Here is a 25,976-nt window from a genome sequence, read left to right on the forward strand (position 1 = left end):
AGAGAATAGAGAATAGAGAATAGAGAATAGAGAATAGAGAATAGAGAATAGAGAATAGAGAATAGAGAATAGAGAATAGAGAATGAAAAGCCCTCTCCTCTTCTATAGCAAGCATTATTAGTAGAAATAGAGGTAAGAAGCACACACAAGAGGCAGATACAAAAAAGCCCCTCACCGAAATGAAGGGCTAAAGATATCTTTACTTGTTAGATAGTGGCCGCTTACAACATACGAACCACGGAAGGATGCACTGCGCGATACATGGCGTAATCAATCGCCTTCATGTTACTTGGAAAAACCAAGTTCTCGCACAATAAGTAAGTTTCTACAGATGTATCAATATAGAATGCTTCACTGTAGGACTCACTTGCCCAATCCAAATCACCATCCAGCTCGGCGTGCTTACCGCGAATCACATAGGAAAGCACTGAATCACGTAACCTCAATGCCTGTCCGAGATGCCGCTTGGCTAACGCCATGTCACCAATGATGGTTTCGTGCAGTGCTAAAGCTTCATAAATTCGCGGTTGAATTGGCCCCACCATCATTTTCACATTAGTCTCTAGTGCTTCACTGAGCTGCTGCATTCGCCCTTTCTTCAACTCCTGTGAGAAATCAAGTGCCTTTTGTACATGGTAAGCAATCAACAACTCAGCTTGAACGTAAGCATTATCCGGCTCGATTTCTAAAATGTTTTCCATCAAGTCGATACCTTGGCGGAATTGTTTAGTATCAGAGACATTAAGGTAATGGTTAGCCTGAACAAACAACTCCAACGCGTCGGGATTCATTGGCATTCCCGCCACCAGCATCGTAGATTTCAATTTGGCATCCGATACTTTCAGCACTTGCATCAAATCCAACGATGCTTGTTGAAGCACTGTCTTTAAATGACTACTGGTTAACGCGTATTGACGACTAAACAACACTTTCTCAGATGAGTTATTGCGATATTCCACCTCTAAAAAGCTGCCACCGTCATTCTCACGAACTCTCACCACAACCGATTTACCAGGCACAATGCCAGAAGTAAACGACGCCTTCTTTAGCATGACTCGGTAATCACTGACTTGAGCAATGTCGGACATCAACTTTTGGGCGAATCCGTCTGCCAAATCGTAGCTTAATCCTTCATTCGTAAAATTATCTTGAAACTTGAACTCAATCAGATGGGTATCGATGGCTTGGGTAATACGCACTTCCGATTGCTTGTAGGTAAACACGCCCATCACTACGACCAACATACTGATCCAGATGAAGTTCATAATTCCCAATCGCCAAGGACTGATTTTGTTTTTGCTCTGAGGGGCTTTTTTCTCTTTTGACATCTCGCAGACCGCGCGAGTTAGAGGACCTGCTGGAAAGGTAACGGCTGGTGCTATAGGTAGACAATCCTCTTCCGATTCTTCAACCGAAGGTGGGATCTCTTCATTTTGCCGACTTGTGACAAACTCTTCATGCGTCATAGCAACCACGTTCGCTACCAGCTTATAGCCACGCTTGGGCACCGTGATAACGTAGTTGGTATTTTCCTCTCGACCGTCACGTAGTAGCTTACGCAACTCAAAGATGGATTGAGTCACCACTTGATCGGTCACAATCGCTCCAGCCCAAACGTACTGAATCAATTCCTCGCGGTTGAACACCTCATTCGCATGCTCCGCTAAGAAGTGCAAAAGATTAATTAAGCGTGGCTCAACAGCAACTTCCCTATCTTGTCGATACAGCTTATTTTCATCAACGCTCAAAACCCAGTCATTGATTTGAAAATAGACTCCAACCATGTATGAAAACTCTCGTATCTACAGACAGCGTTACGCTAGGAATCAGACAATGGTCGATTCCTACAAGTAACTAAAGGCAAGATTATAGGTGGGAAAGCAGCGTGTACCTAGAAAAGCAAGTCGCCAAAAATGCAAACTTAAGTTAAGTGATTCAAGAATGAGACTACTCAAGTGCTGCAAGGATAGAGCAATGTGTGGCGTTATCGTCTGTATGACCACAACAAGCATCATTAATCTTCTTTAACGCTCGGCGAATTTTCGTCAGCTCGTTAATTTTCCCATCAATCAGCTCTAACTTGGCAGAAGTAATGGCTTTTACCTCTGCACAGCTGTGTTCTGTCGCTTCTAACTTAATTTCTAACAGGTCTTTAATTTCATCCAGACTCAAGCCAAGATCTTTACCTTTGAGGATAAAGTGCACCTGCTTTTGATTCTCTTCATCATACAAGCGATAGCCTGACTCACTTCGTCCTGCGGGTTTTATTAGCGCGTTTTTCTCGTAGAAACGCAATGTATCGGCAGTCACACCACAACGTTTTGCCAGTTCACCTATCTGAAACATAACTCCCCCTATTAACTATCTCGTTACTTTTAAAGCTAAAGAACCACTTTTTTGCAATTATTTTTGAGATGCCAAACGATTGCGCGAGCTTTTTTGTAATAAATTGGTTAGAATACGCGCCATCAAACGTGGAGACTGTTTTCCAACCAGAAAACACCCTGCAAAGGTCTTTACCAAAACTGGCCAATATTTTACCCCAAGAGGTAAAAACAAGTTCATTTTTGGCAAACATCTTTAACTCCGTGAATTTGAGGAAAATGGAAGCATGAATAACGCTCGTCCTATTCGCCGTGCGCTTATCAGCGTATCAGACAAAACAGGTATTGTTGAGTTTGCGCAAGCTCTTGCTGAGCGCGGTGTCGATATCCTATCTACTGGTGGTACAGCTCGCCTACTTGCCGAACAAGGCATCGCCGTAACCGAAGTCTCTGACTACACTGGTTTCCCAGAAATGATGGACGGCCGCGTTAAAACGCTTCACCCAAAAGTTCACGGTGGTGTGCTTGGTCGTCGTGGCCAAGATGATGACGTGATGGAAAAGCACGGCATCAACCCTATCGATATGGTTGTCGTAAACCTATACCCATTCGCAGAAACCGTTGCCAAAGAAGGCTGTACACTAGCCGACGCGGTTGAAAACATCGATATCGGCGGCCCAACAATGGTTCGTTCTGCAGCGAAAAACCACAAAGACGTGACTATCGTTGTTAACGCAGGTGATTACGGCCGCGTAATTGCAGAGATGGACGAAAACGACAAATCTCTCACTCTCGAAACTCGCTTCGACCTTGCCATCGCTGCTTTTGAACACACTGCCGCTTACGATGGCATGATCGCAAACTACTTCGGCACTATGGTTCCATCTTACGGTGAGAACAAAGAAGGTGATGAAGAGAGCAAATTCCCTCGTACGTTCAACCAACAGTTCGAGAAGAAGCAAGACATGCGCTACGGTGAGAACAGCCACCAAGCAGCCGCATTCTACGTTGAAGCAAACCCACAAGAAGCATCCGTTTCTACTGCTCGCCAAATCCAAGGTAAAGCCCTTTCTTACAACAACATCGCAGACACGGACGCAGCGCTTGAGTGTGTGAAAGAGTTCAACGAGCCAGCATGTGTAATCGTAAAACACGCAAACCCATGCGGTGTTGCTCTAGGTAAAGACATCCTAGAAGCGTACAACCGTGCTTACCAAACTGACCCAACATCTGCATTCGGCGGCATCATTGCATTCAACCAAGAGCTAGACGCAGCAACAGCAACCGCTATTGTTGAGCGTCAATTCGTTGAAGTGATCATCGCACCTTCTGTTTCTGCTGAAGCGATTGAAGTGGTTGCAGCGAAGAAGAACGTGCGTCTACTTGAGTGTGGCGAATGGACAACTAAGACAACTGGCTTTGACGTGAAACGCGTGAATGGCGGTCTACTGGTTCAAGACCGTGACCAAGGCATGGTAAGCCTAGACGACCTAAAAGTGGTTTCTAAGCGCCAGCCAACAGAAGAAGAGCTGAAAGATGCACTGTTTTGCTGGAAAGTAGCGAAATACGTGAAATCTAACGCGATCGTTTACTCGAAAAGCGACATGACTATCGGTGTAGGTGCTGGCCAAATGAGCCGCGTTTACTCTGCGAAAATCGCGGGCATCAAAGCTGCAGACGAAGGTCTACAGGTTGAAGGTTGTGTAATGGCATCAGATGCATTCTTCCCATTCCGTGACGGTATCGACGCGGCTGCAGAAGCGGGCATCAAGTGTGTGATCCAACCAGGTGGTTCCATGCGTGATGACGAAGTTATTGCAGCGGCAGACGAACACGGCATGGCGATGATCTTTACCGGTATGCGTCACTTCCGCCACTAATCCTCTCGTCTTCACTGGGACGATAACTGCGTTGACGGCGTTCACTTATCCTAATCACATAGCATACTATGCTCATAGGAATAAGTTCACTTGTCGCCTTGTCCTCGTCCCATTGAATTAGAGAGGCCATACTCAGGTCTTTGCGAAATATCTGAGTTTGAGCAAACGGTATTTATAAGATTAAGGATTTTCATATGCGAGTTTTAATCATTGGTTCAGGCGGTCGTGAACATGCGCTAGGCTGGAAAGCAGCGCAAAACCCAAATGTTGAGACTATTTTCATTGCTCCAGGCAACGCAGGTACAGCACTAGAGCCAAAACTAGAGAACGTAAACATCGATGTAGAAGACATCGCTGGCCTTGTTGCTTTCGCCAAAGAGAAGGCGATTGAACTGACTATCGTTGGCCCAGAAGCACCGCTGGTTATTGGTGTGGTGGATGCGTTCCGCGAAGCGGGCTTACCAATCTTTGGTCCTACCCAAGCCGCAGCGCAGCTTGAAGGCTCTAAAGCGTTTACTAAAGACTTCCTTGCTCGTCACCAAATCCCAACCGGTGCCTACGCAAACTTCACAGAAATTGAACCAGCGCTTGCTTACGTGCGTGAGCAAGGTGCACCGATCGTGGTGAAAGCCGACGGCCTTGCTGCTGGTAAAGGCGTGATTGTGGCAATGACGCTAGAAGAAGCGGAAGACGCAATCAAAGACATGCTAGCAGGCAACGCATTTGGTGATGCTGGTAGTCGTGTCGTTATCGAAGAGTTCCTAGATGGTGAAGAAGCAAGCTTCATCGTGATGGTGGATGGTGAGAACGTTCTGCCAATGGCCACCAGCCAAGACCACAAACGCGTAGGCGACAAAGATACGGGTCCTAACACCGGTGGCATGGGTGCATATTCTCCTGCTCCAGTGGTAACACAGGAAATCCACAACCGCATCATGGAAGAAGTGATTTACCCAACAGTACGTGGCATGGCCTCTGAAGGTAACCCTTACACTGGTTTCCTATACGCGGGTCTGATGATCGACAAAGACGGCACTCCGAAAGTAATCGAGTACAACTGCCGCTTCGGTGATCCTGAGACGCAACCTATCATGATGCGCATGGAATCGGATCTTGTTGATCTGTGCCTAGCGGCAATCGACGAGAAACTGGATCAAGCGGAATCGAAGTGGGATCCACGAGCATCGATTGGTATCGTGCTAGCAGCCGGTGGTTATCCAGCAGCGTACAACAAAGGCGACGTTATTTCGGGTCTGCCACAAGTTGAAATTGAAGGCGAAAAAGTCTTCCATGCTGGTACAGATAACAAAGATGGCGACATCGTGACAAACGGTGGTCGTGTTCTTTGTGCAACCGCACTTGGCAACAGTGTATCAGAAGCGCAGCAGCGTGCTTACGAGCTTGCAAAACAGATCAGTTGGGATGGCATGTTCCATCGCAACGACATCGGCTACCGTGCAATTGCACGTGAGCAAGAAAAATAAAAACAACATAAGTTGGCTAAAAAACAAAAGGCGCACTCAGCGCCTTTTTTATTGTTCTTGTTCGACAGAATTCGAAGCAATGTTTATTCAGAGATCAACTTTGGCCGAGAAACACAATCAAAGTCATCGTCATTGAGCATCAACAGTTCATCGACCATTGCTTTGTTTCGTGACTGCTTGCCGACAAAAGCCACATAACTGTCTACCGATGAGAGACGCTCGATAATAAATTTTGGCAACGTCTGATTAAACTCGAGTGTCGAGAACACCTTACCTTTGCAGGTTTCAAACGATTGACCATTCCAATAACCTTGAATAAGGCTCTGATTGTTACGAGACTGCGCCTTAACCGATGCCACTACGTCATTCGCTTCTGCTTTGTAGCGCTCTAATTGGTCATGCTGAAGTGGTAAGACTTTACGGTTAACACGATATTGTTGGTAAACCGCTTCGCCATCTTTATTGAAACGGATGTGGATTTGAAAAGGCACCAACTCTTGTTTGGTATCAACTTGCTCGCCTTTTCGAATCAACTCTCGCAACTCCCCTTCATCCCAGCGATAATCACTCTGGAACCAACCATTGTCCCCCATAGTCACATAATCAGCCGCCGTACTCACACGAGTGAGTTTCTCTGTCATCCAGTACAAGCTGCTAGCATCTCCCGCAACTTTACCACCTGAAAAATGCGTGAATTGTTCTAAATTAGGAGTTTCAACCGATGAACAGCCAAAAAGGGTAAGGCTAGATAGGAGAAGTGAAGTGAGTAGATGTTTTTTCATGAAATTGCACCGAGGCAGGATACCTCGGTGCATTCTAACTTAGTTTACTGATTCTTTCAGCGCTTTACCTGCTACGAATGCTGGTACGTTAGCTGCTGCGATTTGAATCTCGTCACCAGTCTTAGGGTTACGACCAGTACGTGCAGCGCGGTGGTTTACTTTGAATGTACCAAAACCAATTAGTTGAACTTGGTCACCCTCTTTAAGTGCGCCAGTTACACCATCAAGAGTCGCTTCAAGAGCAGCTTTTGCTTGTGCTTTTGATAGGTCTGCTTTCTCTGCGATAAAGTCGATTAATTGGGTCTTGTTCATTAGGTTTCCCTTCTCATAGGTTATCGAATTCGTCTCACTCTAAAACATAAATGCCCCATCTGGCAAAGGTTTGTAAGCGATCTTTCGATTTTCTGACGTACTTTTAGCCATAATATGAGTAATAACTCACAATTTGTTACCACATACCCCCTGAAAACCCTTGCTTTCCAAGGTATTTGGACCAATTTATAAGTCACTTTTGCGGTTATAATAGCTGCAAATAACCACTATCAAACTACATTCAAGGGCAACTATGCTGCTGTTATCCATTTATATCTCTATTGCAATCGGCATTTCGTTTATCTGTTCGGTGCTGGAGGCGGTACTGCTGAGTATCAGTCCGAGCTACATTGCGCAGCTCAATCAACAGGGGCATCCCGCAGCTGGGCAATTGGCTAAGCTGAAATCAGATATCGACCGACCACTGGCATCTATTCTGACTTTAAACACCATCGCTCACACGATCGGCGCGGCCACTGCTGGTGCACAAGCTGCAGTTGTATTTGGTAGCGAAGCATTAGGTATCTTTTCGGCAGTGCTGACATTGGCGATCTTAGTGCTTTCAGAAATCGTACCGAAGACGATTGGCGCGACCTACTGGCGTCAGTTGGCACCCACTGCCGCGGTCGCATTGCGTTGGATGGTATGGGCGCTTACACCCTTTGTTTGGTTCTCAGAGCAAATCACCAAGCGTCTTGCTCGTAACCACGAAGCTCCAAAGATGCGTGATGAGCTGTCTGCAATGGCGATTCTGGCACGTGAAAGCGGTGAGTTTGCCGAGGGTGAATCAAAAATCTTAAGCAACTTGCTTGGCATCCAAGATGTACCCGTAACGCAGGTTATGACGCCACGACCAGTAGTATTCCGTGTCGATGCCACAATGACCATCAATGAGTTCCTAGAAAAACACAAAGATACGCCTTTCTCACGCCCATTGGTTTACAGCGAGCAGAAAGATAACATCATTGGTTTTGTGCATCGCCTTGAGTTGTTCAAACTACAACAATCAGGTTGTGGACAGAAACAGTTGGGAGCAATCATGCGCCCAATTCAAGTGGTGCTAAACAATACCACTTTACCTAAAGTATTCGACCAGATGATGACTCATCGCTTACAGCTGGCACTTGTTGTTGATGAATACGGTACCGTGCTAGGTTTGGTAACGTTGGAAGATATTTTTGAACACCTCGTAGGCGAGGAGATCATCGACGAAGCAGATAAAAGCACTGACATGCAGGAGCTGGCTTACCAACGCTGGGAAAGCTGGAAAGAAATGCACGGCGTAATCGAAAGCCGCGATGACGATGAAGAAGATAATGAGCCGGAGAAGCAGGATAAAGAGCCAGAAGCTCAAGAGCCACCGAAATCCGACTCGAAAGAATCGTAATCAGCATTAGGTATAACAGCTTAAACGCACAAACAAAAAAGGCATCCAGTTAGGATGCCTTTTTCTATTTATTCAACGATTAAAGTGCAATACCGATGTTGCTCACACCTTCTTCACGTAGCTCTTCACGCAAATCTTTAATCAAGCTGATGTCACGTTCTACCGCTTCACGCAGCGGACGGAAGATAGCCCACTGGACGTCCCACTCTTCACATACGGCTTCGTTTTCTTTCTGGTTGTCGTTGGTGATTGGCTCTGCACCTTGCGCTTGCTCTAGGTCAGCAACGGTTTGTACCGACTGTTGGCTCACTTTAAGCATTGAATCGAAAAGGTAGTCGCGATCCAATAGACCATGCAGTAACGTAGACAAACCCTGACACGCGTCCATCGCTGGGTAAACGCCGTAAAAATCGAACTCATCCGCACTTGGGAACAATTCTTCTAACTTCTCTAATTGGCGTTCGAAGTTAATTTTCGCGTTCTTAACTGTCAAAATTTCCCATACACTATCAAGAATCGCTCGGTAAGCACGCGGGTCAGCAAATTCTGTATTCTCACAAAACATCGCATAGTTTGGATACATGCGTTCACACAGACACGCCATAAAGGTAATTTGTTGCCAAGGTTCTAGTTTTTCTAAACGAACCTGAAGAGGATTCTTAAGCATAGTCACTCAATCATTGAAGAAAAAAACAGCGAAAGTGTACTTGATTCATCACAGGGAAAAAAGTTAATGCCGCATTCAAATCAGATTTTCCTGCTCTCAGAGCATCGCGACACCTACAAAACGTTACTGGCAGAGAAAAATCTGCCCGATCTTTGCCTCACCGACCAACCAGAAGCCGCTCAGATCGTACTAGCGGATCCACCCTTACTATCACAAAGCTTAGACGAGTTTTCACAGCTTGAATGGGTACAATCCACGTTTGCTGGTGTCAACGCCTTAACATCCCCTAGCCTTCGTCAGGACTATACTTTAACTAACGTTCGAGGCATCTTTGGTCCACTGATTGCTGAATATGTTTTGGGTTACAGTATTGCCCATTACCGCCACTTTGCCCGATACCACCAGCAGCAACAAAACAAACAATGGCAGCCTCACCTGTACACGTCATTAAAAAGTAAAACCATGGTAATTCTTGGTACCGGTAGCATTGGGGGCTATCTGGGCAACGCCGCTAAAGCAATGGGGATAAAAACTATCGGTATTAACCGCACAGGTATCCCTACTCCAGGCGGCGAGTTTCATCAGACCTTTCATATCAATGAACTAAGTAAGGCATTTGAGCAAGCCGACATCGTTGTGAATACTCTACCAAGTACACCTGAGACGCGACAGTTACTTAATCGTCAAACGCTCAGCCAACTAAATCAGGCGTTATTGTTTAACGTAGGTCGTGGCGACGTACTGGATGAGGCAGGGTTGCTCTTCGCTCTGAAAAACCGTTGGGTAGAACACGCCTTCTTAGATGTGTTTGATCAAGAACCGTTGTCGGTAGAGCATCCATTTTGGAAACTACCGCAAGTCACCATCACTCCACACATTGCTGCGCTGAGTTTTCCCGAGCAAGTCATCGAGATTTTTGCTGACAACTATCTACGCTGGCGCGATGGGTTTTCATTAAATTATCAAGTGGATTTCGAAAAGGGTTACTAAGAATGTCGTTAGACGAGCTATTGCAGCAAGTGAGGGCCTGCCAGATCTGCGCGGATAACTTACCTTTGGGTGCAAACCCTGTCGTGCAAGCAGCAAAAGGGGCACGCATCCTAATCATCGGTCAGGCCCCTGGCACACGTGTACACAAAACCTCGATACCTTGGAATGACCCAAGTGGTGATCGATTACGCCAATGGCTCGATATCGACAAAGACGTTTTCTACGACCCAAATAAAATTGCCATTGTCCCAATGGGATTCTGTTATCCAGGCAAAGGGAACTCTGGTGATTTACCGCCTCGTAAAGAATGTGCGCCCACTTGGCATAAAAAGATTCTTGAGCAGCTGCCCAATATAGAGCTCACTCTACTAATTGGTCAGTACTCGCAGCAGTACTATCTCACCAACAAACCAAAGACGCTCACGCAAACCGTTCAGCAATGGCAAGATTGGGAACCGGACTTTATCCCGCTCCCTCACCCATCTCCACGCAATACATTGTGGTTAAAGAAGAATCCTTGGTTTGAATCTGACGTCGTACCATACCTTAAAAAACGCGTTCACTCGATGCTTTAGGTTACCCATGATCTAATTGCTTGTTTATCTGTACAAGAAAATTAGAACATAAAACCAGAAATTATAAGTATTTGTTTATATTAAATTTTAATGTCTAATGTACAGCTAGAGTAGTAATTAGATCATAGTAGGCCAAATACTACTAGAGCTGTACAGCCTTGAGTCTCAGATAGAAAAAATGAATTTTAGGCAAAAAAATACCGGCACTGAATGCCGGCATTTGATTTCAAAAGATCTAACTTACTTGTGGTATGGCTTAGATAGCTCGTGTACCGCTTCCACAAATACGCCCGCGTTTTCTGGCGGCACATCCAAATGGATACCGTGACCTAGGTTGAACACATGACCAGTACCTGCATCACCAAAACCTTCTAGAATACCCGCGACTTCTTCACGGATACGCTCTGGTGAAGCGTAAAGCATTGATGGGTCCATGTTACCTTGCAGCGCCACTTTATCACCGATACGTGCTTTCGCGTCTGCAATGTTGATTGTCCAGTCTAGACCAACCGCATCACAGCCCGTTGCTGCGATTTGCTCAAGCCACATGCCGCCATTCTTAGTAAACAGTGTGACTGGCACGCGACGACCGTCGTTTTCACGAATCAGACCATCTACAATCTTGTGCATGTATTGCAGTGAGAACAGATTGTAATCACGAGGCGTTAGTACGCCACCCCATGTGTCAAATACCATTACCGATTGCGCACCCGCTTTAATTTGCGCGTTTAAGTACTCGATAACGCTGTCTGCCAGCTTATCTAGAAGTAGGTGCAGAGTTTGTGGTTCCGCGTACATCATCTTCTTGATCTTGGTAAACGCTTTAGAGCTACCACCTTCGATCATATACGTCGCAAGAGTCCAAGGACTACCAGAAAAACCAATCAGCGGCACTTCACCCTTCAGGTCTTTACGGATCTGGCGTACTGCGTTCATTACGTATTGCAGTTCACCTTCAGGATCTGGCAAACCAATTTTTTCCACGTCGGCTTTGCATGTAATTGGGTTATCAAAAACAGGTCCTTCACCCGCAGCAAAACGTAAACCAAGCCCCATTGCATCTGGAATCGTTAAGATGTCCGAGAATAAGATCGCGGCATCAAGAGGAAAACGGCGTAATGGTTGAAGTGTCACTTCTGATGCTAATTCTGCATTTCGACACAAAGACATGAAATCACCCGCTTCTGCACGAGTCGCTTTGTATTCTGGTAGGTAACGACCTGCCTGGCGCATCATCCATACTGGCGTGTAATCTACCGGCTCTTTTAAAAGCGCACGCAGATAACGATCATTTTTTAATTCAGTCATTCCGTAATTCCAACTGTTAGGCTTTCTGTGAAAGGGGGTATTCTATCACTGATTTAAGTCCAATAGCTGTGTGCTTTGCAACCTGGATCAAGTTATTAACTTTTAAATCAATGCTTAATTTGCACCCAATCGGTATCAGTGTTAAAAATTTGTTCGCTAGCGAAAACTACAATTATAAACTGAGTACTTAGTACTCAGCATCTCATAACGACATCTTACTTACCCCCTCCCTCTCGGAGGGTTTTTTTTATCTATTTATCAGATAATTAGTGTCTATATCTTTCAGCGTCTGCTCGATAAGTGCTCTTGCAATCGTTCCTTTAGGCGCAACAGGCGGCATCTCGTCGATACCAAACCATTGTGCATCAGACAGCTCAGTGTAGTCTGGACTTAACTCTCCCGATTCATAGTCAGCTAAAAACCCCATCATCATACTGGATGGGAAAGCCCAAGGCTGGCTGCCAAAGTAACGAATATTTTTAACGAGAATTCCCGTTTCTTCATGAATTTCTCGAGCCACACACTCTTCTAATGTCTCACCGACTTCTAAGAAGCCAGCAATAACCGTATACATACCATTTCGATGCCTTGGATGTTGGGCTAATAAAATCTGATTTTCTTTACGTACAGCAACGATAATACACGGAAATATTCTAGGATAATGAAGGGTGCGACATTCACCACACTGCATGGCTAACTGGTTATTATTAAGAAAGTTTCTTCCTCCACACTGTGGGCAAAAGCGCAAACTTTGCGTCATGTGCCCATATTGCACAGCTTTACTTAACAACATAAATAATGGCTCAGGAAAATGCAGGCAGTCACGCAGGGATACTAAAGGTAGATCATGCTCTAAATCGGCCAAGTTAAGCCACATGACGGGCGAACCAGAATACTCACCAATGGGTCTTGCACTCGTTACTGGCAGTGATAACTGCTCTGCAGACCCGAAGGGCACAGCACCATCCACCAGCCAAATTTCACTTCCTGCAACAACACACCAGTATGCATTTATCGCGCGGTTAACATCACCTTTTCTTAACATTACACCATCCCTTTGCTTGAAGTTCGTTCATTTTACTGGCAATCTAATTTCATACTAGAGTTTATCGTTAAGTAAATGTGCACTCTAAATTCTAGTAAGGACAAGAGTTTGTAATAACTTTACTAACTTTGCTTTGCAAAGGATACGTTCGCCGATGGGCGATCAGATCATGAGGGCATGGTCATGCTAAGAAAATTCAAACAAACACAAGACCAGTGGGGTGGCTCAAGTGATGTCATTGATCACTGGTTAGAGACACGACAATCCCTGATTGTTGAATATTGTAAGCTTGCAGCGCTGCAACCTTGTTCGAAAACCAATGTTATTGAACTCCCATCTCCTTCCGAACTGCAGGATTTCTGTCAGCACCTCGTTGATTACATCTCCGAAGGCCACTTTAAAATTTATGACATGGTTATGGACCGTTGGAAAGCAACCGGCTTTGTCGTGACTAATGAGATCAATCAAACCTATGGTCAAATTGTTCTAACGACTGAACCATTATTGAACTTTAACGATAAGTACTCAGAAGTGACTGAAGATGATGAATTAAATGATTTCGATTCTGATATGTGTCTCATTGGGGAAATTCTTGAGACTCGCTTTGAAGTCGAGGACTATCTGATACAGCAAATCGCAGAAAGCCTGTCTATGCCACCTGGAGCTTAGTATTTGCAAACATTCAGAAATAGAGTGAGAGAAAAGACTGACGATCATCGTCGGTCTTTTTTGTTTCTAGCTTTATCGAAAATCCCACCGGAAGAACAAAGTAGTATAAAAACTAAAAAGGCACCCGAAGGTGCCTTTTTCTTAAGCTTTTAACGATTACTCGTTATATGACTTACTCTTCAGAAGAGAAACCAGCGTTTAGAAGTGCCGCTAGGTTATCCGTTGCTTGCTCAGCAGAAGGACCATCTTGCGCTTCAGAACGTTTAGCTTGACGCTCTTGGTGGTATGCGAAACCAGTACCAGCTGGGATCAGACGACCAACAATTACGTTCTCTTTCAGACCACGTAGGTCATCACGCTTACCAGAAACCGCAGCTTCCGTTAGTACGCGAGTTGTCTCCTGGAACGATGCCGCAGAGATGAACGACTCAGTCGCTAGAGATGCTTTAGTAATACCTAGTAGTTCACGTTCGAAACGTGCAGGCTCTTTGCCTTCAGCTTCTAGGTTACGGTTAGCAATCTTAACTTGTGAGTATTCAATCTGCTCACCAGGTAGGAACTCAGAGTCACCAGAGTGAGTAATAGTACACTTACGTAGCATCTGACGAACGATAGTTTCAATGTGCTTATCGTTAATCTTAACGCCTTGTAGACGGTAAACTTCCTGTACTTCGTTAGCAATGTACTGCGTTACCGCGTGTACGCCACGTAGACGTAGGATGTCATGTGGAGACTCTGGACCATCTGCGATCACGTCACCACGTTCAACTTTTTCACCTTCGAATACGTTCAACTGACGATGCTTAGGAATCATCTCTTCGTAAGCTTCACCGCTTTCACGTGTGATCACTAGGCGACGTTTACCTTTCGTCTCTTTACCAAAGCTCACAGTACCTGTGTGCTCAGCAAGGATTGCAGGCTCTTTCGGCTTACGTGCTTCAAATAGGTCAGCAACTCGTGGAAGACCACCGGTGATATCTTTGTTACCGCCAGACTTCTGAGGAATACGTGCTAGTGTTGCACCAACACCTACTGCTGCGCCATCTTCGATGTTCACAATCGCTTTACCAGGTAGGAAGTAGTGAGCTGGCATATCAGTACCAGGGATCATTACATCGTTACCTTGCTCGTCAACAAGTTTGATAGCTGGACGCATATCTTTACCTGCTGAAGGGCGAGCTGCTGGGTCAGTTACTTCGCTTGAAGATAGACCAGTTAAGTCATCCGTTTGACGAGATACTGTTACGCCGTCGATCATATCTACGAACTGGATGCGACCTGCTACCTCAGTAATGATAGGTAGTGTGTGCGCTTCCCAGTTTGCAACTGTTTCGCCAGCTTGAACTGTATCACCATCGCCTTTGCTTAGTAGCGTACCGTAAGGCAGTTTGTGCTTCTCTTTAGTACGACCAAACTCATCAACGATAGTTAACTCTGTCGCACGAGAAGTGATAACGATCTTACCGTCATCAGCCAATACAGATTTAGCGTTGTGTAGCTTGATAGAACCGTTGTTCTTAACTTGAACACTGTTCTCTGCCGCTGCTGTCGATGCCGCACCACCGATGTGGAACGTACGCATCGTTAGCTGTGTACCTGGCTCACCGATAGACTGAGCAGCAATAACACCCACTGCTTCACCTTGGTTCACTAGGTGACCACGTGCTAGGTCACGACCGTAACATTGTGCACAACAACCGAAGTCAGAATCACACGTTACTACAGAGCGCACTTTCATGCTGTCTACTGAGTTCTCTTCCATGATTTGACACCACTTCTCATCGATCAGGGTGTTACGTGGAATAAGAACGTCTTCAGTGCCAGGTTTTAGTACGTCTTCAGCAACAACACGACCAAGAGCAAGCTCAGAAAGTGCAACTTTAACATCACCACCCTCGATGTGAGGCATCATGTCGACACCTTCGTGAGTGCCACAGTCATGTTCAGTTACAACAACGTCTTGAGCAACGTCTACTAGACGACGAGTTAGGTAACCCGAGTTCGCTGTTTTCAGTGCCGTATCCGCAAGACCCTTACGAGCACCGTGCGTTGAGATAAAGTACTGAAGTACGTTTAGACCTTCTTTAAAGTTCGCTGTGATCGGCGTTTCGATGATTGAACCATCTGGACGCGCCATCAGACCACGCATACCCGCAAGCTGACGAATCTGTGCTGCAGAACCACGAGCGCCCGAGTCCGCCATCATATAGATGCTGTTGAATGACTCTTGCTGTTCCTCTTCACCGTCACGGTTAACTACCGTTTCAGATGAAAGGTTTTCCATCATTGCTTTCGCAACACGGTCGTTGGTCGATGCCCAGATATCGATAACTTTGTTGTAGCGTTCGCCCGCAGTAACAAGACCTGATTGGTACTGTTCCTGGATTTCACGTACTTCTTCTTCCGCTTCTGCGATTTCAGTGTACTTAGCTGCTGGTACAACCATATCGTCGATACCAACAGATACACCAGAAAGTGCCGCGTATGCGAAACCTGTGTACATGATTTGGTCAGCGAAGATTACTGTATCTTTCAGACCTAGCTTACGGTACGCCTCGTTAAGTAGGTTAGAGATTTGCTTCTTACCTAGCTTTTGGTTAACGATGCTGTACGGTAGACCAGCTGGCACGATTTGCCATAGCATTGCACGACCAACAGTGGTGTCTACCATCTTGGTTTCTGTAGTGCTGTTGCCATCTTCGTCTACAACAGTTTCTGTAATACGTACTTTAACGCGTGCGTGAAGCTCAGCTTGTTTAGTGCGGTATGCTTTCTCAGCCTCTTCTGGGCCAGAAAGGTACATGCCTTCACCTTTCACGTTGATCTTTTCACGAGTCATGTAGTACAGACCCAATACAACGTCCTGAGAAGGTACGATGATCGGATCACCTGACGCTGGCGACAGAATGTTGTTTGTCGACATCATCAGAGTACGAGCTTCAAGCTGTGCCTCTAGAGTTAGAGGTACGTGAACCGCCATTTGGTCACCATCGAAGTCCGCGTTGTACGCCGCACAAACAAGTGGGTGTAGCTGAATCGCTTTACCTTCGATCAGTACTGGTTCGAACGCCTGGATACCTAGACGGTGAAGTGTAGGTGCACGGTTCAATAGTACTGGGTGTTCACGGATTACTTCGTCTAGGATATCCCAAACGACCGCTTCTTCACGCTCTACCATTTTCTTAGCAGCTTTGATTGTAGTCGCAAGACCACGAGTCTCTAGCTTGCTGTAGATGAATGGTTTGAATAGCTCAAGTGCCATCTTCTTAGGAAGACCACACTGGTGTAGACGCAGGTATGGGCCTACTGTGATTACAGAACGGCCAGAGTAGTCTACACGTTTACCTAGAAGGTTCTGACGGAAACGACCTTGTTTACCCTTGATCATATCAGCAAGAGATTTCAGAGGACGCTTGTTAGAACCTGTGATCGCACGACCACGACGACCGTTATCTAGTAGCGCATCAACAGACTCTTGCAGCATACGTTTTTCGTTACGTACGATGATGTCCGGAGCAGCTAGCTCTAGAAGACGCTTCAAACGGTTGTTACGGTTGATCACACGACGGTATAGATCGTTAAGATCAGAAGTCGCAAAGCGACCGCCATCTAGAGGTACTAGAGGACGTAGATCTGGCGGAAGTACTGGAAGTACAGTTAGGATCATCCACTCAGGGTTGTTACCCGATGCGATGAACGCTTCTACCAGCTTAAGACGCTTAGTTACTTTCTTACGCTTAGTTTCAGAGTTTGTTGTCTCTAACTCTTCACGCATTTGTTCTGCTTCAGCGTGCATATCCATAGAACCTAGTAGGTCCTTGATAGCTTCCGCACCCATCTTAGCAGTGAACTCGTCGCCCCACTCTTCTAGACGATCTAGATACTCTTCTTCAGTAAGCATCTGACCTTTTTCTAGATCAGTCATACCAGGCTCTGTTACTACGTACATTTCGAAGTACAGAACGCGTTCGATATCACGTAGAGGGATATCCATTAGTAGACCGATACGAGACGGTAGCGATTTTAGGAACCAGATGTGAGCTACTGGTGAAGCCAGTTCAATGTGGCCCATACGGTCACGACGAACTTTAGTTTGTGTAACTTCTACACCACACTTCTCACAGATAACACCACGGTGCTTCAGGCGCTTGTACTTACCACAAAGACATTCGTAGTCTTTAACTGGACCAAAGATACGCGCACAGAACAGACCATCGCGTTCAGGTTTGAACGTACGATAGTTGATCGTTTCAGGTTTTTTAACTTCACCGAAAGACCATGAACGGATCATGTCTGGTGAAGATAGACCGATTTTGATTGCATCAAATTCTTCGGTCTTATGCTGTGCTTTTAGAAAGTTTAATAAGTCTTTCACAATCAGCTCCTGTAAGGAGTTAAAAGGAGCTCACTTGCTAAAGTGAGCACCTTCTTCCAAATAATCGCTTTGATTCTCTCGACTTTCATCAAGAGAGAAAAGGATTACTCTTCGTCTTCTAGCTCGATGTTGATACCTAGCGAGCGGATCTCTTTCAACAGTACGTTGAACGATTCTGGCATGCCAGGTTCCATGCTGTGGTTACCGTCTACGATGTTCTTGTACATCTTAGTACGGCCGTTAACGTCATCCGACTTAACCGTTAGCATTTCTTGTAGCGTGTAAGCAGCACCGTATGCTTCTAGTGCCCATACTTCCATCTCACCGAAACGCTGACCACCGAACTGAGCTTTACCACCTAGTGGCTGCTGAGTTACTAGGCTGTACGAACCAGTTGAACGAGCGTGCATCTTGTCATCAACAAGGTGGTTCAGTTTCAGCATGTACATGTAACCAACAGTTACAGGACGCTCAAACGCATCACCTGTGCGACCATCAAACAGTGTTAACTGACCTGATGTTGGTAGATCTGCTAGCTCAAGAAGTGCTTTGATTGACTCTTCTGGAGCGCCATCAAATACAGGAGTCGCGATTGGTAGACCGCCACGCAAGTTCTTGATCAGAGTACGTACTTCATCATCAGATAGAGAAGCAATGTCTACTTTCTGGCGAGTGTCGCCTAGATCGTAAACTTTTTGTAGGAACTCGCGGAATTTCGCTAGTTCTTGCTGCTCTTTAACCATCTGGTTGATCTTGTCACCGATACCTTTCGCTGCCAGACCTAAGTGTACTTCTAGGATCTGACCGATGTTCATACGCGAAGGTACACCCAGTGGGTTAAGTACGATGTCTACAGGCTGACCTTTCTCATCGTATGGCATGTCTTCAACAGGGTTGATCTTAGAGATTACACCCTTGTTACCGTGACGACCCGCCATCTTATCACCAGGCTGAATGCGACGTTTAACCGCTAGGTAAACCTTAACGATCTTCAGGACGCCAGGTGCTAAATCATCACCTTGAGTGATCTTACGACGCTTAGTTTCGAACTTCTTATCGAAGTCAGCTTTTAGCTCATCCCACTGCTCAGCAAGTTGCTCAAGCTGAGTTTGTAGTGCGTCATCTTCTAGCGTTAGTTCTAGCCACTTCTTACGATCAGTTGTGTCTAGTTTCGCTTCAGAGTAACCGCCTTCAATCAATACAGCTTTAACACGGTTTAGAAGGCCGCCCTCAAGAATCTGGAATTCTTCAGTTAGGTCTTTCTTCGCTTCTTTAAGCTGCATCTGTTCGATTTCAAGCGCACGCTTGTCTTTCTCTACGCCATCGCGAGTAAAGACTTGAACGTCGATGATCGTACCTGATACAGAGTTAGGTACACGTAGTGAAGTATCTTTAACGTCAGATGCTTTTTCACCGAAGATTGCACGTAGTAGCTTCTCTTCAGGCGTTAGCTGAGTTTCACCTTTAGGTGTTACTTTACCAACTAGGATGTCGCCACCCTTAACTTCAGCACCGATGTAAACGATACCTGACTCGTCTAGTTTAGACAGAGCAGACTCACCTACGTTTGGAATATCCGCTGTGATCTCTTCAGAACCAAGCTTAGTATCACGCGCCACACAAGTCAGTTCTTGGATGTGGATAGTCGTGAAACGGTCTTCTTGAACTACGCGCTCAGATACTAAGATCGAGTCTTCGAAGTTGTAACCGTTCCAAGGCATGAACGCGATACGCATGTTTTGACCAAGCGCTAGTTCACCAAGGTCTGTTGAAGGACCATCAGCAAGAACGTCACCGCGTGATACAGGCTCACCTGGCATCACACATGGGCGCTGGTTAATACATGTGTTCTGGTTAGAACGTGTGTATTTAGTCAGGTTGTAGATGTCGATACCAGCTTCACCTGGTACTAGCTCTTCTTCGTTAACTTTAACAACGATACGAGAAGCATCTACTGACTGGATTACACCACCACGTTTAGCAACTGCAGTTACACCTGAGTCAACTGCTACGTTACGTTCAATACCAGTACCAACAAGCGGTTTGTCAGCTTTCAGTGTTGGAACTGCCTGACGTTGCATGTTCGCACCCATCAATGCACGGTTCGCATCATCGTGTTCTAGGAACGGGATAAGCGATGCAGCGATAGATACAACCTGGTTTGTCGCAACGTCCATGTACTGAGCGTGCTCACGAGGGTGTAGACCAGATTCACCTTTCTGACGAGCTGTGATCAGCTCATCTGCAAAAGTACCATCTTCGTTTAGTTTAGCGTTCGCCTGTGCGATAACGAATTGGCCTTCTTCGATTGCAGATAGGTAATCTACTTCGTCTGTTACTACGCCATCTACAACGCGACGGTATGGTGTCTCTAGGAAACCGTACTCGTTACAACGCGCAAACGCAGATAGAGAGTTGATCAGACCGATGTTTGGACCTTCAGGCGTTTCGATAGGACATAGACGACCGTAGTGAGTTACGTGTACGTCACGTACTTCGAAGCCAGCACGTTCACGAGTTAGACCGCCAGGACCCAACGCAGAAATACGACGCTTGTGCGTTACTTCTGATAGCGGGTTGTTTTGGTCCATGAACTGTGAAAGCTGTGAAGAGCCAAAGAATTCTTTAACTGCCGCAGAAATTGGCTTCGCGTTGATCAAGTCTTGAGGCATGATTGCGTCAAGATCGCCTAGGCTTAGACGCTCTTTAACTGCACGCTCAACACGTACTAGACCTACACGGAACTGGTTCTCAGCCATTTCGCCTACAGAACGGATACGACGGTTGCCTAGGTGGTCGATATCGTCCACTTCGCCCTTACCGTTACGGATCGCGATCAACTTCTTCATCACTTCGATGATATCAGTTTCATCAAGTGTGCCTTGCTCTTGAGCATCTTCACGGCCGATAGAGCTGTTGAACTTCATACGACCAACAGTCGATAGATCGTAACGCTCTTCAGAGAAGAATAGGCTTTCGAATAGAGCTTCTGCAGCTTCTTTTGTTGGCGGCTCACCAGGGCGCATCATGCGGTAGATTTCTACCAATGCAGAAATACGATCAACCGTGCTGTCGATACGTAGTGTTTCTGACATGAATGGACCGTGGTCTAGATCGTTCGTGAATAGAACTTCTAGCGCTTTGTGGCCTGCCTGAGATAGGTTCGCTAGTGCTTCCAGGCTGATTTCCTGGTTAGCGTTAACAATGATCTCGCCAGTTGCTTCATTGATGTAATCTTTTGATGCAACTTTACCTACGATGTACTCAACTGGTACTTCGATGTGATCAACACCATCTTTTTCTAGTTGGCGGATATGACGAGCTGTTACGCGACGACCCTGCTCAACGTAAACTTTACCATTTGCTTCGATGTCGAATGACGCAGTTTCACCACGTAGACGATCAGGAACCAACTCCATCAATAGAGTTTGGTCTTTCACTTCGAAGTTCACTTTCTCGAAGAAGATATCTAGGATTTCTTCTGTCGACTTACCTAGTGCTCGAAGGATGATCGATGCTGGTAGCTTACGACGGCGGTCGATACGAACGTACAAGTTATCCTTAGGATCAAACTCGAAATCAAGCCATGAACCACGGTAAGGAATAACACGTGCGTTGTATAAAACTTTACCTGAAGAGTGGGTCTTACCCTTATCGCTGTCGAAGAACACGCCTGGGCTTCGGTGCAGCTGGGATACGATAACCCTCTCGGTACCGTTGATTACGAAGGTACCATTGTCTGTCATGAGTGGAATTTCACCCATGTAGACTTCTTGTTCTTTAATGTCTTTTACAGTACCTGCTGGCGCGTCTTTATCAAAGATAACTAGGCGTAGTTTTACACGTAGTGGCTTTGAGTAAGTTACACCGCGGATTTGACATTCTTTAACGTCAAAAACTGGCTCACCAAGACGGTAGCTAACGTATTGCAGCTCAGAATTGCCGTTGTAGCTCTGAATCGGGAATACAGAACGGAAAGCGGCTTCAAGACCGTATTGACCTTCAGGATCCTGTTCGATAAATTTGTCGAACGAATCGAGCTGGATCGATAGCAGGTATGGAATGTCCAAAACTTGTGGACGAGTACCAAAGTCCTTACGGATGCGCTTTTTCTCGGTATAAGAGTAAACCATGGGGTTCCTCAGCTCGCTGATAAGTGACCCAAACTGTCCGCCCGCTCCTAGTTACTTAAGGGGGGTAAGGGACAGTGACTAATATAGCTGTTTACTGTAGTGACATTTCATTTCGTAAGAATGAAATGTTTTTTGCATGGATATCAGGCGCTTAAACAGCGGGAAAATTCGCCTATACCCTACAGCGCAAAAAGGCCGGTGGTTAAAAAACCACCAGCCAATTAGCCGTTAGGCTAAGAAACTATGCAATAATTACTTAACAGCAACAGTTGCACCAGCTTCTTCTAGCTGAGCTTTAAGAGCTTCAGCTTCTGCTTTCTCAACACCTTCTTTAAGAGGTGCTGGAGCGCCGTCTACTAGAGCTTTAGCTTCTTTAAGACCTAGGCCAGTTGCGCCACGTACTGCTTTGATTACAGCAACTTTGTTACCGCCAGCAGCTTCTAGGATTACGTCGAATTCAGTTTGCTCAGCAGCAGCTTCGCCTGCAGCAGCGCCGCCAGCTACAACAGCAGCAGCAGCAGAAACACCGAATTTCTCTTCCATTGCTTCGATTAGTTCAACAACTTGCATTACAGACATTTCTGCAACTGCGTCTAGGATTTGCTCGTTAGTAATAGACATAACAATTCTCTTTTAAGTCAACAATAAGTTTATTAAGCAACCAGTAAAAAGCAAGGCTTATGCCGCTGCTTCTTGTTTTTGATCGCGGATAGCTGCGATAGTACGCGCCAGCTTGCCAGCCGAAGCTTCTTTCATGCACATCATTAGGCGTGCAATTGCTTCGTCGTAAGTTGGTAGTGTTGCTAGTACTTCAGCGTCAGTTAAAGCGCCTTCAAATGCAGCAGCTTTGATCTCGAAATCTTTGTTCTCTTTAGCGAAGTCTTTGAAAAGACGCGCTGCAGCACCTGGGTGCTCATTAGAGAATGCGATTAGAGTAGGACCAGTGAAAGTGTCAGTTAGACACTCGTACTCAGTACCTTCAACCGCACGACGAGCAAGAGTGTTACGAACAACTCTCATGTAAACGCCAGCTTCACGAGCTTGTTTACGTAGAGAAGTCATCGCGCCAACTTGAACGCCACGAGAATCAGCTACAACTGCAGAAAGTGCACCACTGGCAGCTTCGTTGACTTCAGCAACAATTGCTTTTTTGTCTTGAAGGTTTAAAGCCATCTTGGATTTACTCCTGGTTGTCGTTACACCACTCACTATCATCACGACAGTGAGAGCTATTGAGGTGCTTCCCCAGAAGAAAGTTAACTATATTACATAGAGCTTTCTGTCAGTTCGGGCACCATCTACGTAGGATAATTAAGTTTGCTTTTACACAAACACCTACGGTCTTGGACGGAGACTGGGTCTTAATTCATTTCGAACTAGGAGACAGTTCAAAGAACCAAAGTTCAGCCCCAACCACAAATATTAGGCGCAAAATTATACACTAATTTTGCGCCTAAGCAAATAAATTATGCTTGAGTGTTCAGGCTAGCCTGATCAACAGCAACACCAGCACCCATAGTAGTAGAGATGCTTACTTTCTTCAGGAAAGTACCTTTCGCTGAAGATGGCTTAGCTTTCTTCAGAGCAACTAGAAGTGCTTCTAGGTTCTCTTTGATCTGCTCAGCAGAGAAGTTTGCTTTACCGATAGTAGTGTGGATGATGCCGTTTTTGTCGTTACGGTAACGAACCTGACCAGCTTTAGCGTTTTTAACTGCTTCAGCAACGTTAGGAGTTACAGTACCAACTTTAGGGTTTGGCATAAGACCGCGAGGACCTAGGATAGTACCTAGTTGACCTACAACGCGCATTGCATCTGGAGAAGCAACAACTACGTCAAAGTTCATTTCGCCTTTCTTAACTTGCTCAGCAAGATCTTCCATACCTACGATGTCTGCGCCAGCTTCTTTAGCTGCTTCAGCGTTAGCACCTTGAGTGAACACTGCAACGCGGATTTCGCGGCCAGTACCGTGAGGTAGTACAGTTGCACCACGTACGTTCTGGTCAGATTTACGAGCATCAATGCCAAGGTTAACAGCAACGTCTACAGACTCAACGAATTTAGCAGTCGCTAGTTCTTGAAGAAGAGCAACAGCTTCGTTGATTTCGTATTCTTTAGTTACGTCAACTTTTTCGCGGATTACGCGCATGCGCTTAGTTAGTTTTGCCATCTTATTAACCCTCTACCACTAGGCCCATTGAACGAGCAGTACCAGCGATAGAACGCTTCATCGCTTCGATGTCAGCACCAGTCATATCAGCAGCTTTAGTTTCTGCGATTTCTTGGATTTGAGCGTCAGTTACAGTACCAACTTTTTCAGTGTTTGGACGACCTGAACCAGACTTAACGCCAGCAGCTTTCTTAAGAAGAACAGCAGCAGGTGGAGTCTTAGTTACGAACGTGAAAGAACGGTCGCTGTATACTGTGATAACTACTGGAGTTGGTAGACCTTTCTCAATAGATTCTGTTTTTGCGTTGAACGCTTTACAGAATTCCATGATGTTCACACCGTGTTGACCTAGTGCAGGACCTACTGGTGGACTAGGGTTAGCCATACCAGCAGCAACTTGTAGCTTGATGTAAGCTTCAACTTTCTTAGCCATGATAATTCCTAAGTTTGGGTACAAACGCTAATCGCGGATCAGCTCCCCGTTTGTGTAAGAAACTTTTTACTTCACTTGAAGTAAAAAGGCGCGAAATTATAGTCATAATCCGCGCCTTATACAACCCTAAAAAGGTGATTTTTTATACTCTTTAACGAAGAGTCTTAGTCCAGCTTTTCAACCTGACCAAATTCAAGCTCAACTGGTGTCGCACGACCAAAGATCGATACAGACACTTTCAGGCGGCTCTTCTCGTAATCCACTTCTTCAACAGTACCGTTGAAGTCAGCAAATGGACCTTCGTTAACACGTACCACTTCACCCGCTTCGTACATTGTACGCGGACGAGGCGCTTCACTCGCTTTCTCAAGACGATTAAGAATCGCGTCAGCCTCTTTATCCGTGATAGGTGCCGGACGGTCTGAGGTACCACCAATGAAGCCCATGACACGCGGCACACTGCGTACTAGGTGCCATGATTCATCGTTCATAATCATCTGAACAAGGACGTAACCTGGGAAGAACTTACGCTCAGATTTGCGACGCTGACCCGCGCGCATTTCCACTACTTCTTCAGTAGGAACCAGTACTTCACCGAATAGCTCTTCCATGCCGTGCATTTTGATATGCTCGCGCAGAGATTGAGCTACACGACCTTCAAATCCAGAGAAGGCTTGAACCACATACCAGCGTTTTTTTGGAGCTTCACTCATGAATAAAAACCCTCTATACCCCAGTTGCTAGAGCTACTAGACGAACCATAATTCCGTCAATACCCCATAGCACTAGAGCCATTACAATACTTACAGCTAAAACGATCAGTGTTGTTTGCATGGTTTCTTGGCGAGTAGGCCAAACAACTTTACGTACTTCCATACGAGATTCTTTTGCAAAACTGATCGCTGCTTTACCTTTAGTCGTTGTTGCTGCAACGCCTAAGGCAGCTGCAATAAGAACAACAACGCCTGCAGCACGAACCACTACAGACATTTCACCATACAGGTAATTACCCACAACAGCGGCAGCTGCCAATACGAAAGCGGCTACCCACTTAAACGTATCTGCTGCGTTTGAGCTATCAGGAGTTTCAGCATTATTTGCTTTCATAAAACCAACCTGTTACAAGTCTTAATATAGACGACAACAACCCCGCTGTTGCAGGGCAAACTCCATATCGCTGAAAAAATCAGCGTACTCTTCTTAAGATTAAGCCTCTTTGCTTAATCTTGCTCTGCGCCCAACCCACTTCTGAACAAGAAAACAGCAAAAATAATGTTGAGTGCAGAAAAAGGGCATCAAATGATGCCCTTTTTGCTACTGGTTCGTCAAATCTAATTCAAGATTTTCCGAAAGCATCGCTAATTCGCTATGAATTAGTCGAAGATCTTAGCAACAACACCAGCACCTACTGTACGGCCACCTTCACGGATCGCGAAACGTAGAC

The 25,976-nt window shown here is 45.7% G+C and carries 22 protein-coding genes and 1 pseudogene; 6 read left to right on the plus strand and 17 right to left on the minus strand.

Annotation, left to right across the window (positions count from 1 at the left end):
- Positions 1-221: 221 nt before the first annotated feature.
- From cadC to R7E42_RS22970, 3 genes are all read right to left on the minus strand, one after another.
- Positions 222-1,784: a lysine decarboxylation/transport transcriptional activator CadC gene (cadC, locus tag R7E42_RS22960; protein WP_318073024.1), complete on the minus strand. Its 1,563-nt coding sequence runs from the start codon at positions 1,782-1,784 to the stop codon at positions 222-224.
- A 163-nt stretch (positions 1,785-1,947) separates the two neighbouring features.
- Entirely contained in the window at positions 1,948-2,346 is a 399-nt protein-coding gene (gene zntR, locus R7E42_RS22965; protein ID WP_274342422.1) for a Zn(2+)-responsive transcriptional regulator, read from the minus strand.
- Positions 2,330-2,578 (minus strand): hypothetical protein, encoded by a 249-nt coding sequence (locus tag R7E42_RS22970; protein WP_318073025.1) that lies wholly within the window; start codon positions 2,576-2,578, stop codon positions 2,330-2,332. The genes zntR and R7E42_RS22970 overlap by 17 nt, the downstream gene beginning before the upstream one ends.
- A gap of 33 nt (positions 2,579-2,611) precedes the next feature.
- On the opposite strand from R7E42_RS22970, the gene purH reads away from it, so the two are divergent.
- Together purH and purD are read left to right on the plus strand one after the other, a co-directional pair.
- Complete coding sequence (gene purH, locus R7E42_RS22975; RefSeq protein WP_054577302.1) at positions 2,612-4,204, plus strand: bifunctional phosphoribosylaminoimidazolecarboxamide formyltransferase/IMP cyclohydrolase; 1,593 nt, start codon at positions 2,612-2,614, stop codon at positions 4,202-4,204.
- A gap of 194 nt (positions 4,205-4,398) precedes the next feature.
- Positions 4,399-5,688, plus strand: a complete 1,290-nt coding sequence (purD, locus tag R7E42_RS22980) for a phosphoribosylamine--glycine ligase (RefSeq protein ID WP_262591987.1) — start codon at positions 4,399-4,401, stop codon at positions 5,686-5,688.
- Between the two features lie 83 nt (positions 5,689-5,771).
- On the opposite strand, the gene R7E42_RS22985 is transcribed toward purD, so the two are convergent.
- Together R7E42_RS22985 and hupA are read right to left on the minus strand one after the other, a co-directional pair.
- Complete coding sequence (locus R7E42_RS22985; protein ID WP_053303483.1) at positions 5,772-6,470, minus strand: DUF1481 domain-containing protein; 699 nt, start codon at positions 6,468-6,470, stop codon at positions 5,772-5,774.
- Positions 6,471-6,509: 39 nt separating this feature from the next.
- Entirely contained in the window at positions 6,510-6,782 is a 273-nt protein-coding gene (gene hupA / locus R7E42_RS22990; protein ID WP_005382524.1) for a nucleoid-associated protein HU-alpha, read from the minus strand.
- 253 nt (positions 6,783-7,035) lie between these two features.
- Between hupA and R7E42_RS22995 the strand changes: the two genes are divergently transcribed.
- On the plus strand, positions 7,036-8,169 hold the full coding sequence (locus R7E42_RS22995; RefSeq protein ID WP_017821795.1) for a hemolysin family protein: 1,134 nt from the start codon (positions 7,036-7,038) through the stop codon (positions 8,167-8,169).
- Between the two features lie 79 nt (positions 8,170-8,248).
- Here the strand turns inward: R7E42_RS22995 and R7E42_RS23000 are convergent, their stop codons facing one another.
- Positions 8,249-8,836: a YjaG family protein gene (locus tag R7E42_RS23000; RefSeq protein ID WP_005382520.1), complete on the minus strand. Its 588-nt coding sequence runs from the start codon at positions 8,834-8,836 to the stop codon at positions 8,249-8,251.
- A 66-nt stretch (positions 8,837-8,902) separates the two neighbouring features.
- Between R7E42_RS23000 and R7E42_RS23005 the strand changes: the two genes are divergently transcribed.
- Together R7E42_RS23005 and R7E42_RS23010 are read left to right on the plus strand one after the other, a co-directional pair.
- Positions 8,903-9,826 (plus strand): D-2-hydroxyacid dehydrogenase, encoded by a 924-nt coding sequence (locus R7E42_RS23005; protein ID WP_005384694.1) that lies wholly within the window; start codon positions 8,903-8,905, stop codon positions 9,824-9,826.
- A 2-nt stretch (positions 9,827-9,828) separates the two neighbouring features.
- Positions 9,829-10,401: a uracil-DNA glycosylase family protein gene (locus R7E42_RS23010; protein ID WP_005382518.1), complete on the plus strand. Its 573-nt coding sequence runs from the start codon at positions 9,829-9,831 to the stop codon at positions 10,399-10,401.
- Positions 10,402-10,641: 240 nt separating this feature from the next.
- Here R7E42_RS23010 and hemE read toward each other — a convergent pair whose 3' ends face one another.
- The gene (gene hemE / locus R7E42_RS23015) at positions 10,642-11,709 is read right to left on the minus strand and encodes a uroporphyrinogen decarboxylase (RefSeq protein WP_005384692.1); all 1,068 of its coding nucleotides are present in this window, start codon (positions 11,707-11,709) and stop codon (positions 10,642-10,644) included.
- A gap of 247 nt (positions 11,710-11,956) precedes the next feature.
- Positions 11,957-12,754, minus strand: coding sequence for an NAD(+) diphosphatase (nudC, locus tag R7E42_RS23020; RefSeq protein WP_054575543.1), 798 nt, complete (start codon positions 12,752-12,754; stop codon positions 11,957-11,959).
- A gap of 177 nt (positions 12,755-12,931) precedes the next feature.
- Here nudC and R7E42_RS23025 point away from each other — a divergent pair, with 177 nt between their 5' ends.
- Positions 12,932-13,423 (plus strand): Rsd/AlgQ family anti-sigma factor, encoded by a 492-nt coding sequence (locus tag R7E42_RS23025; RefSeq protein ID WP_005382515.1) that lies wholly within the window; start codon positions 12,932-12,934, stop codon positions 13,421-13,423.
- A 172-nt stretch (positions 13,424-13,595) separates the two neighbouring features.
- Here R7E42_RS23025 and rpoC read toward each other — a convergent pair whose 3' ends face one another.
- The 9 genes and pseudogenes from rpoC to R7E42_RS23070 form a co-directional block, all read right to left on the minus strand.
- Positions 13,596-17,798 carry a DNA-directed RNA polymerase subunit beta' gene (rpoC, locus tag R7E42_RS23030; RefSeq protein WP_005382514.1) on the minus strand — a complete coding sequence of 1,401 codons (4,203 nt, stop codon included), beginning with the start codon at positions 17,796-17,798 and terminating at the stop codon, positions 13,596-13,598.
- Between the two features lie 104 nt (positions 17,799-17,902).
- Positions 17,903-21,931 (minus strand): DNA-directed RNA polymerase subunit beta, encoded by a 4,029-nt coding sequence (gene rpoB, locus R7E42_RS23035; RefSeq protein ID WP_005384685.1) that lies wholly within the window; start codon positions 21,929-21,931, stop codon positions 17,903-17,905.
- Positions 21,932-22,183: 252 nt separating this feature from the next.
- The gene (gene rplL / locus R7E42_RS23040; RefSeq protein ID WP_005382540.1) at positions 22,184-22,552 is read right to left on the minus strand and encodes a 50S ribosomal protein L7/L12; all 369 of its coding nucleotides are present in this window, start codon (positions 22,550-22,552) and stop codon (positions 22,184-22,186) included.
- A 57-nt stretch (positions 22,553-22,609) separates the two neighbouring features.
- Positions 22,610-23,104 carry a 50S ribosomal protein L10 gene (gene rplJ / locus R7E42_RS23045; protein WP_005382538.1) on the minus strand — a complete coding sequence of 165 codons (495 nt, stop codon included), beginning with the start codon at positions 23,102-23,104 and terminating at the stop codon, positions 22,610-22,612.
- 293 nt (positions 23,105-23,397) lie between these two features.
- Entirely contained in the window at positions 23,398-24,099 is a 702-nt protein-coding gene (rplA, locus tag R7E42_RS23050; protein ID WP_005384683.1) for a 50S ribosomal protein L1, read from the minus strand.
- Between the two features lie 4 nt (positions 24,100-24,103).
- Positions 24,104-24,532, minus strand: coding sequence for a 50S ribosomal protein L11 (rplK, locus tag R7E42_RS23055; protein WP_005384682.1), 429 nt, complete (start codon positions 24,530-24,532; stop codon positions 24,104-24,106).
- Positions 24,533-24,696: 164 nt separating this feature from the next.
- Positions 24,697-25,245 (minus strand): transcription termination/antitermination protein NusG, encoded by a 549-nt coding sequence (gene nusG, locus R7E42_RS23060; protein ID WP_005384681.1) that lies wholly within the window; start codon positions 25,243-25,245, stop codon positions 24,697-24,699.
- A gap of 13 nt (positions 25,246-25,258) precedes the next feature.
- The gene (secE, locus tag R7E42_RS23065; RefSeq protein ID WP_005384680.1) at positions 25,259-25,639 is read right to left on the minus strand and encodes a preprotein translocase subunit SecE; all 381 of its coding nucleotides are present in this window, start codon (positions 25,637-25,639) and stop codon (positions 25,259-25,261) included.
- 266 nt (positions 25,640-25,905) lie between these two features.
- Positions 25,906-25,976, minus strand: a pseudogene (locus R7E42_RS23070) (elongation factor Tu); the annotation flags it as partial.

Origin of the sequence: Vibrio sp. Vb1337 (assembly GCF_033338715.1) — a bacterium.
Lineage (GTDB): Bacteria > Pseudomonadota > Gammaproteobacteria > Enterobacterales > Vibrionaceae > Vibrio > Vibrio alginolyticus.

Excerpts from the sequence above, each read along its gene's own strand:
- R7E42_RS23010 (WP_005382518.1), top strand. The coding sequence starts at position 9,829 with ATGTCGTTAGACGAGCTATTGCAGCAAGTGAGGGCCTGCCAGATCTGC.
- nudC (WP_054575543.1), bottom strand. The coding sequence starts at position 12,754 with ATGTTAAGAAAAGGTGATGTTAACCGCGCGATAAATGCATACTGGTGT.
- cadC (WP_318073024.1), bottom strand. The coding sequence starts at position 1,784 with ATGGTTGGAGTCTATTTTCAAATCAATGACTGGGTTTTGAGCGTTGAT.
- secE (WP_005384680.1), bottom strand. The coding sequence starts at position 25,639 with ATGAAAGCAAATAATGCTGAAACTCCTGATAGCTCAAACGCAGCAGAT.
- R7E42_RS22970 (WP_318073025.1), bottom strand. The coding sequence starts at position 2,578 with ATGTTTGCCAAAAATGAACTTGTTTTTACCTCTTGGGGTAAAATATTG.
- rplL (WP_005382540.1), bottom strand. The coding sequence starts at position 22,552 with ATGTCTATTACTAACGAGCAAATCCTAGACGCAGTTGCAGAAATGTCT.
- zntR (WP_274342422.1), bottom strand. The coding sequence starts at position 2,346 with ATGTTTCAGATAGGTGAACTGGCAAAACGTTGTGGTGTGACTGCCGAT.
- purD (WP_262591987.1), top strand. The coding sequence starts at position 4,399 with ATGCGAGTTTTAATCATTGGTTCAGGCGGTCGTGAACATGCGCTAGGC.
- rpoB (WP_005384685.1), bottom strand. The coding sequence starts at position 21,931 with ATGGTTTACTCTTATACCGAGAAAAAGCGCATCCGTAAGGACTTTGGT.
- R7E42_RS22995 (WP_017821795.1), top strand. The coding sequence starts at position 7,036 with ATGCTGCTGTTATCCATTTATATCTCTATTGCAATCGGCATTTCGTTT.
- purH (WP_054577302.1), top strand. The coding sequence starts at position 2,612 with ATGAATAACGCTCGTCCTATTCGCCGTGCGCTTATCAGCGTATCAGAC.
- R7E42_RS23025 (WP_005382515.1), top strand. The coding sequence starts at position 12,932 with ATGGTCATGCTAAGAAAATTCAAACAAACACAAGACCAGTGGGGTGGC.
- nusG (WP_005384681.1), bottom strand. The coding sequence starts at position 25,245 with ATGAGTGAAGCTCCAAAAAAACGCTGGTATGTGGTTCAAGCCTTCTCT.
- rplA (WP_005384683.1), bottom strand. The coding sequence starts at position 24,099 with ATGGCAAAACTAACTAAGCGCATGCGCGTAATCCGCGAAAAAGTTGAC.
- rplJ (WP_005382538.1), bottom strand. The coding sequence starts at position 23,104 with ATGGCTTTAAACCTTCAAGACAAAAAAGCAATTGTTGCTGAAGTCAAC.
- rplK (WP_005384682.1), bottom strand. The coding sequence starts at position 24,532 with ATGGCTAAGAAAGTTGAAGCTTACATCAAGCTACAAGTTGCTGCTGGT.
- hemE (WP_005384692.1), bottom strand. The coding sequence starts at position 11,709 with ATGACTGAATTAAAAAATGATCGTTATCTGCGTGCGCTTTTAAAAGAG.
- hupA (WP_005382524.1), bottom strand. The coding sequence starts at position 6,782 with ATGAACAAGACCCAATTAATCGACTTTATCGCAGAGAAAGCAGACCTA.
- R7E42_RS23000 (WP_005382520.1), bottom strand. The coding sequence starts at position 8,836 with ATGCTTAAGAATCCTCTTCAGGTTCGTTTAGAAAAACTAGAACCTTGG.
- R7E42_RS23005 (WP_005384694.1), top strand. The coding sequence starts at position 8,903 with ATGCCGCATTCAAATCAGATTTTCCTGCTCTCAGAGCATCGCGACACC.
- R7E42_RS22985 (WP_053303483.1), bottom strand. The coding sequence starts at position 6,470 with ATGAAAAAACATCTACTCACTTCACTTCTCCTATCTAGCCTTACCCTT.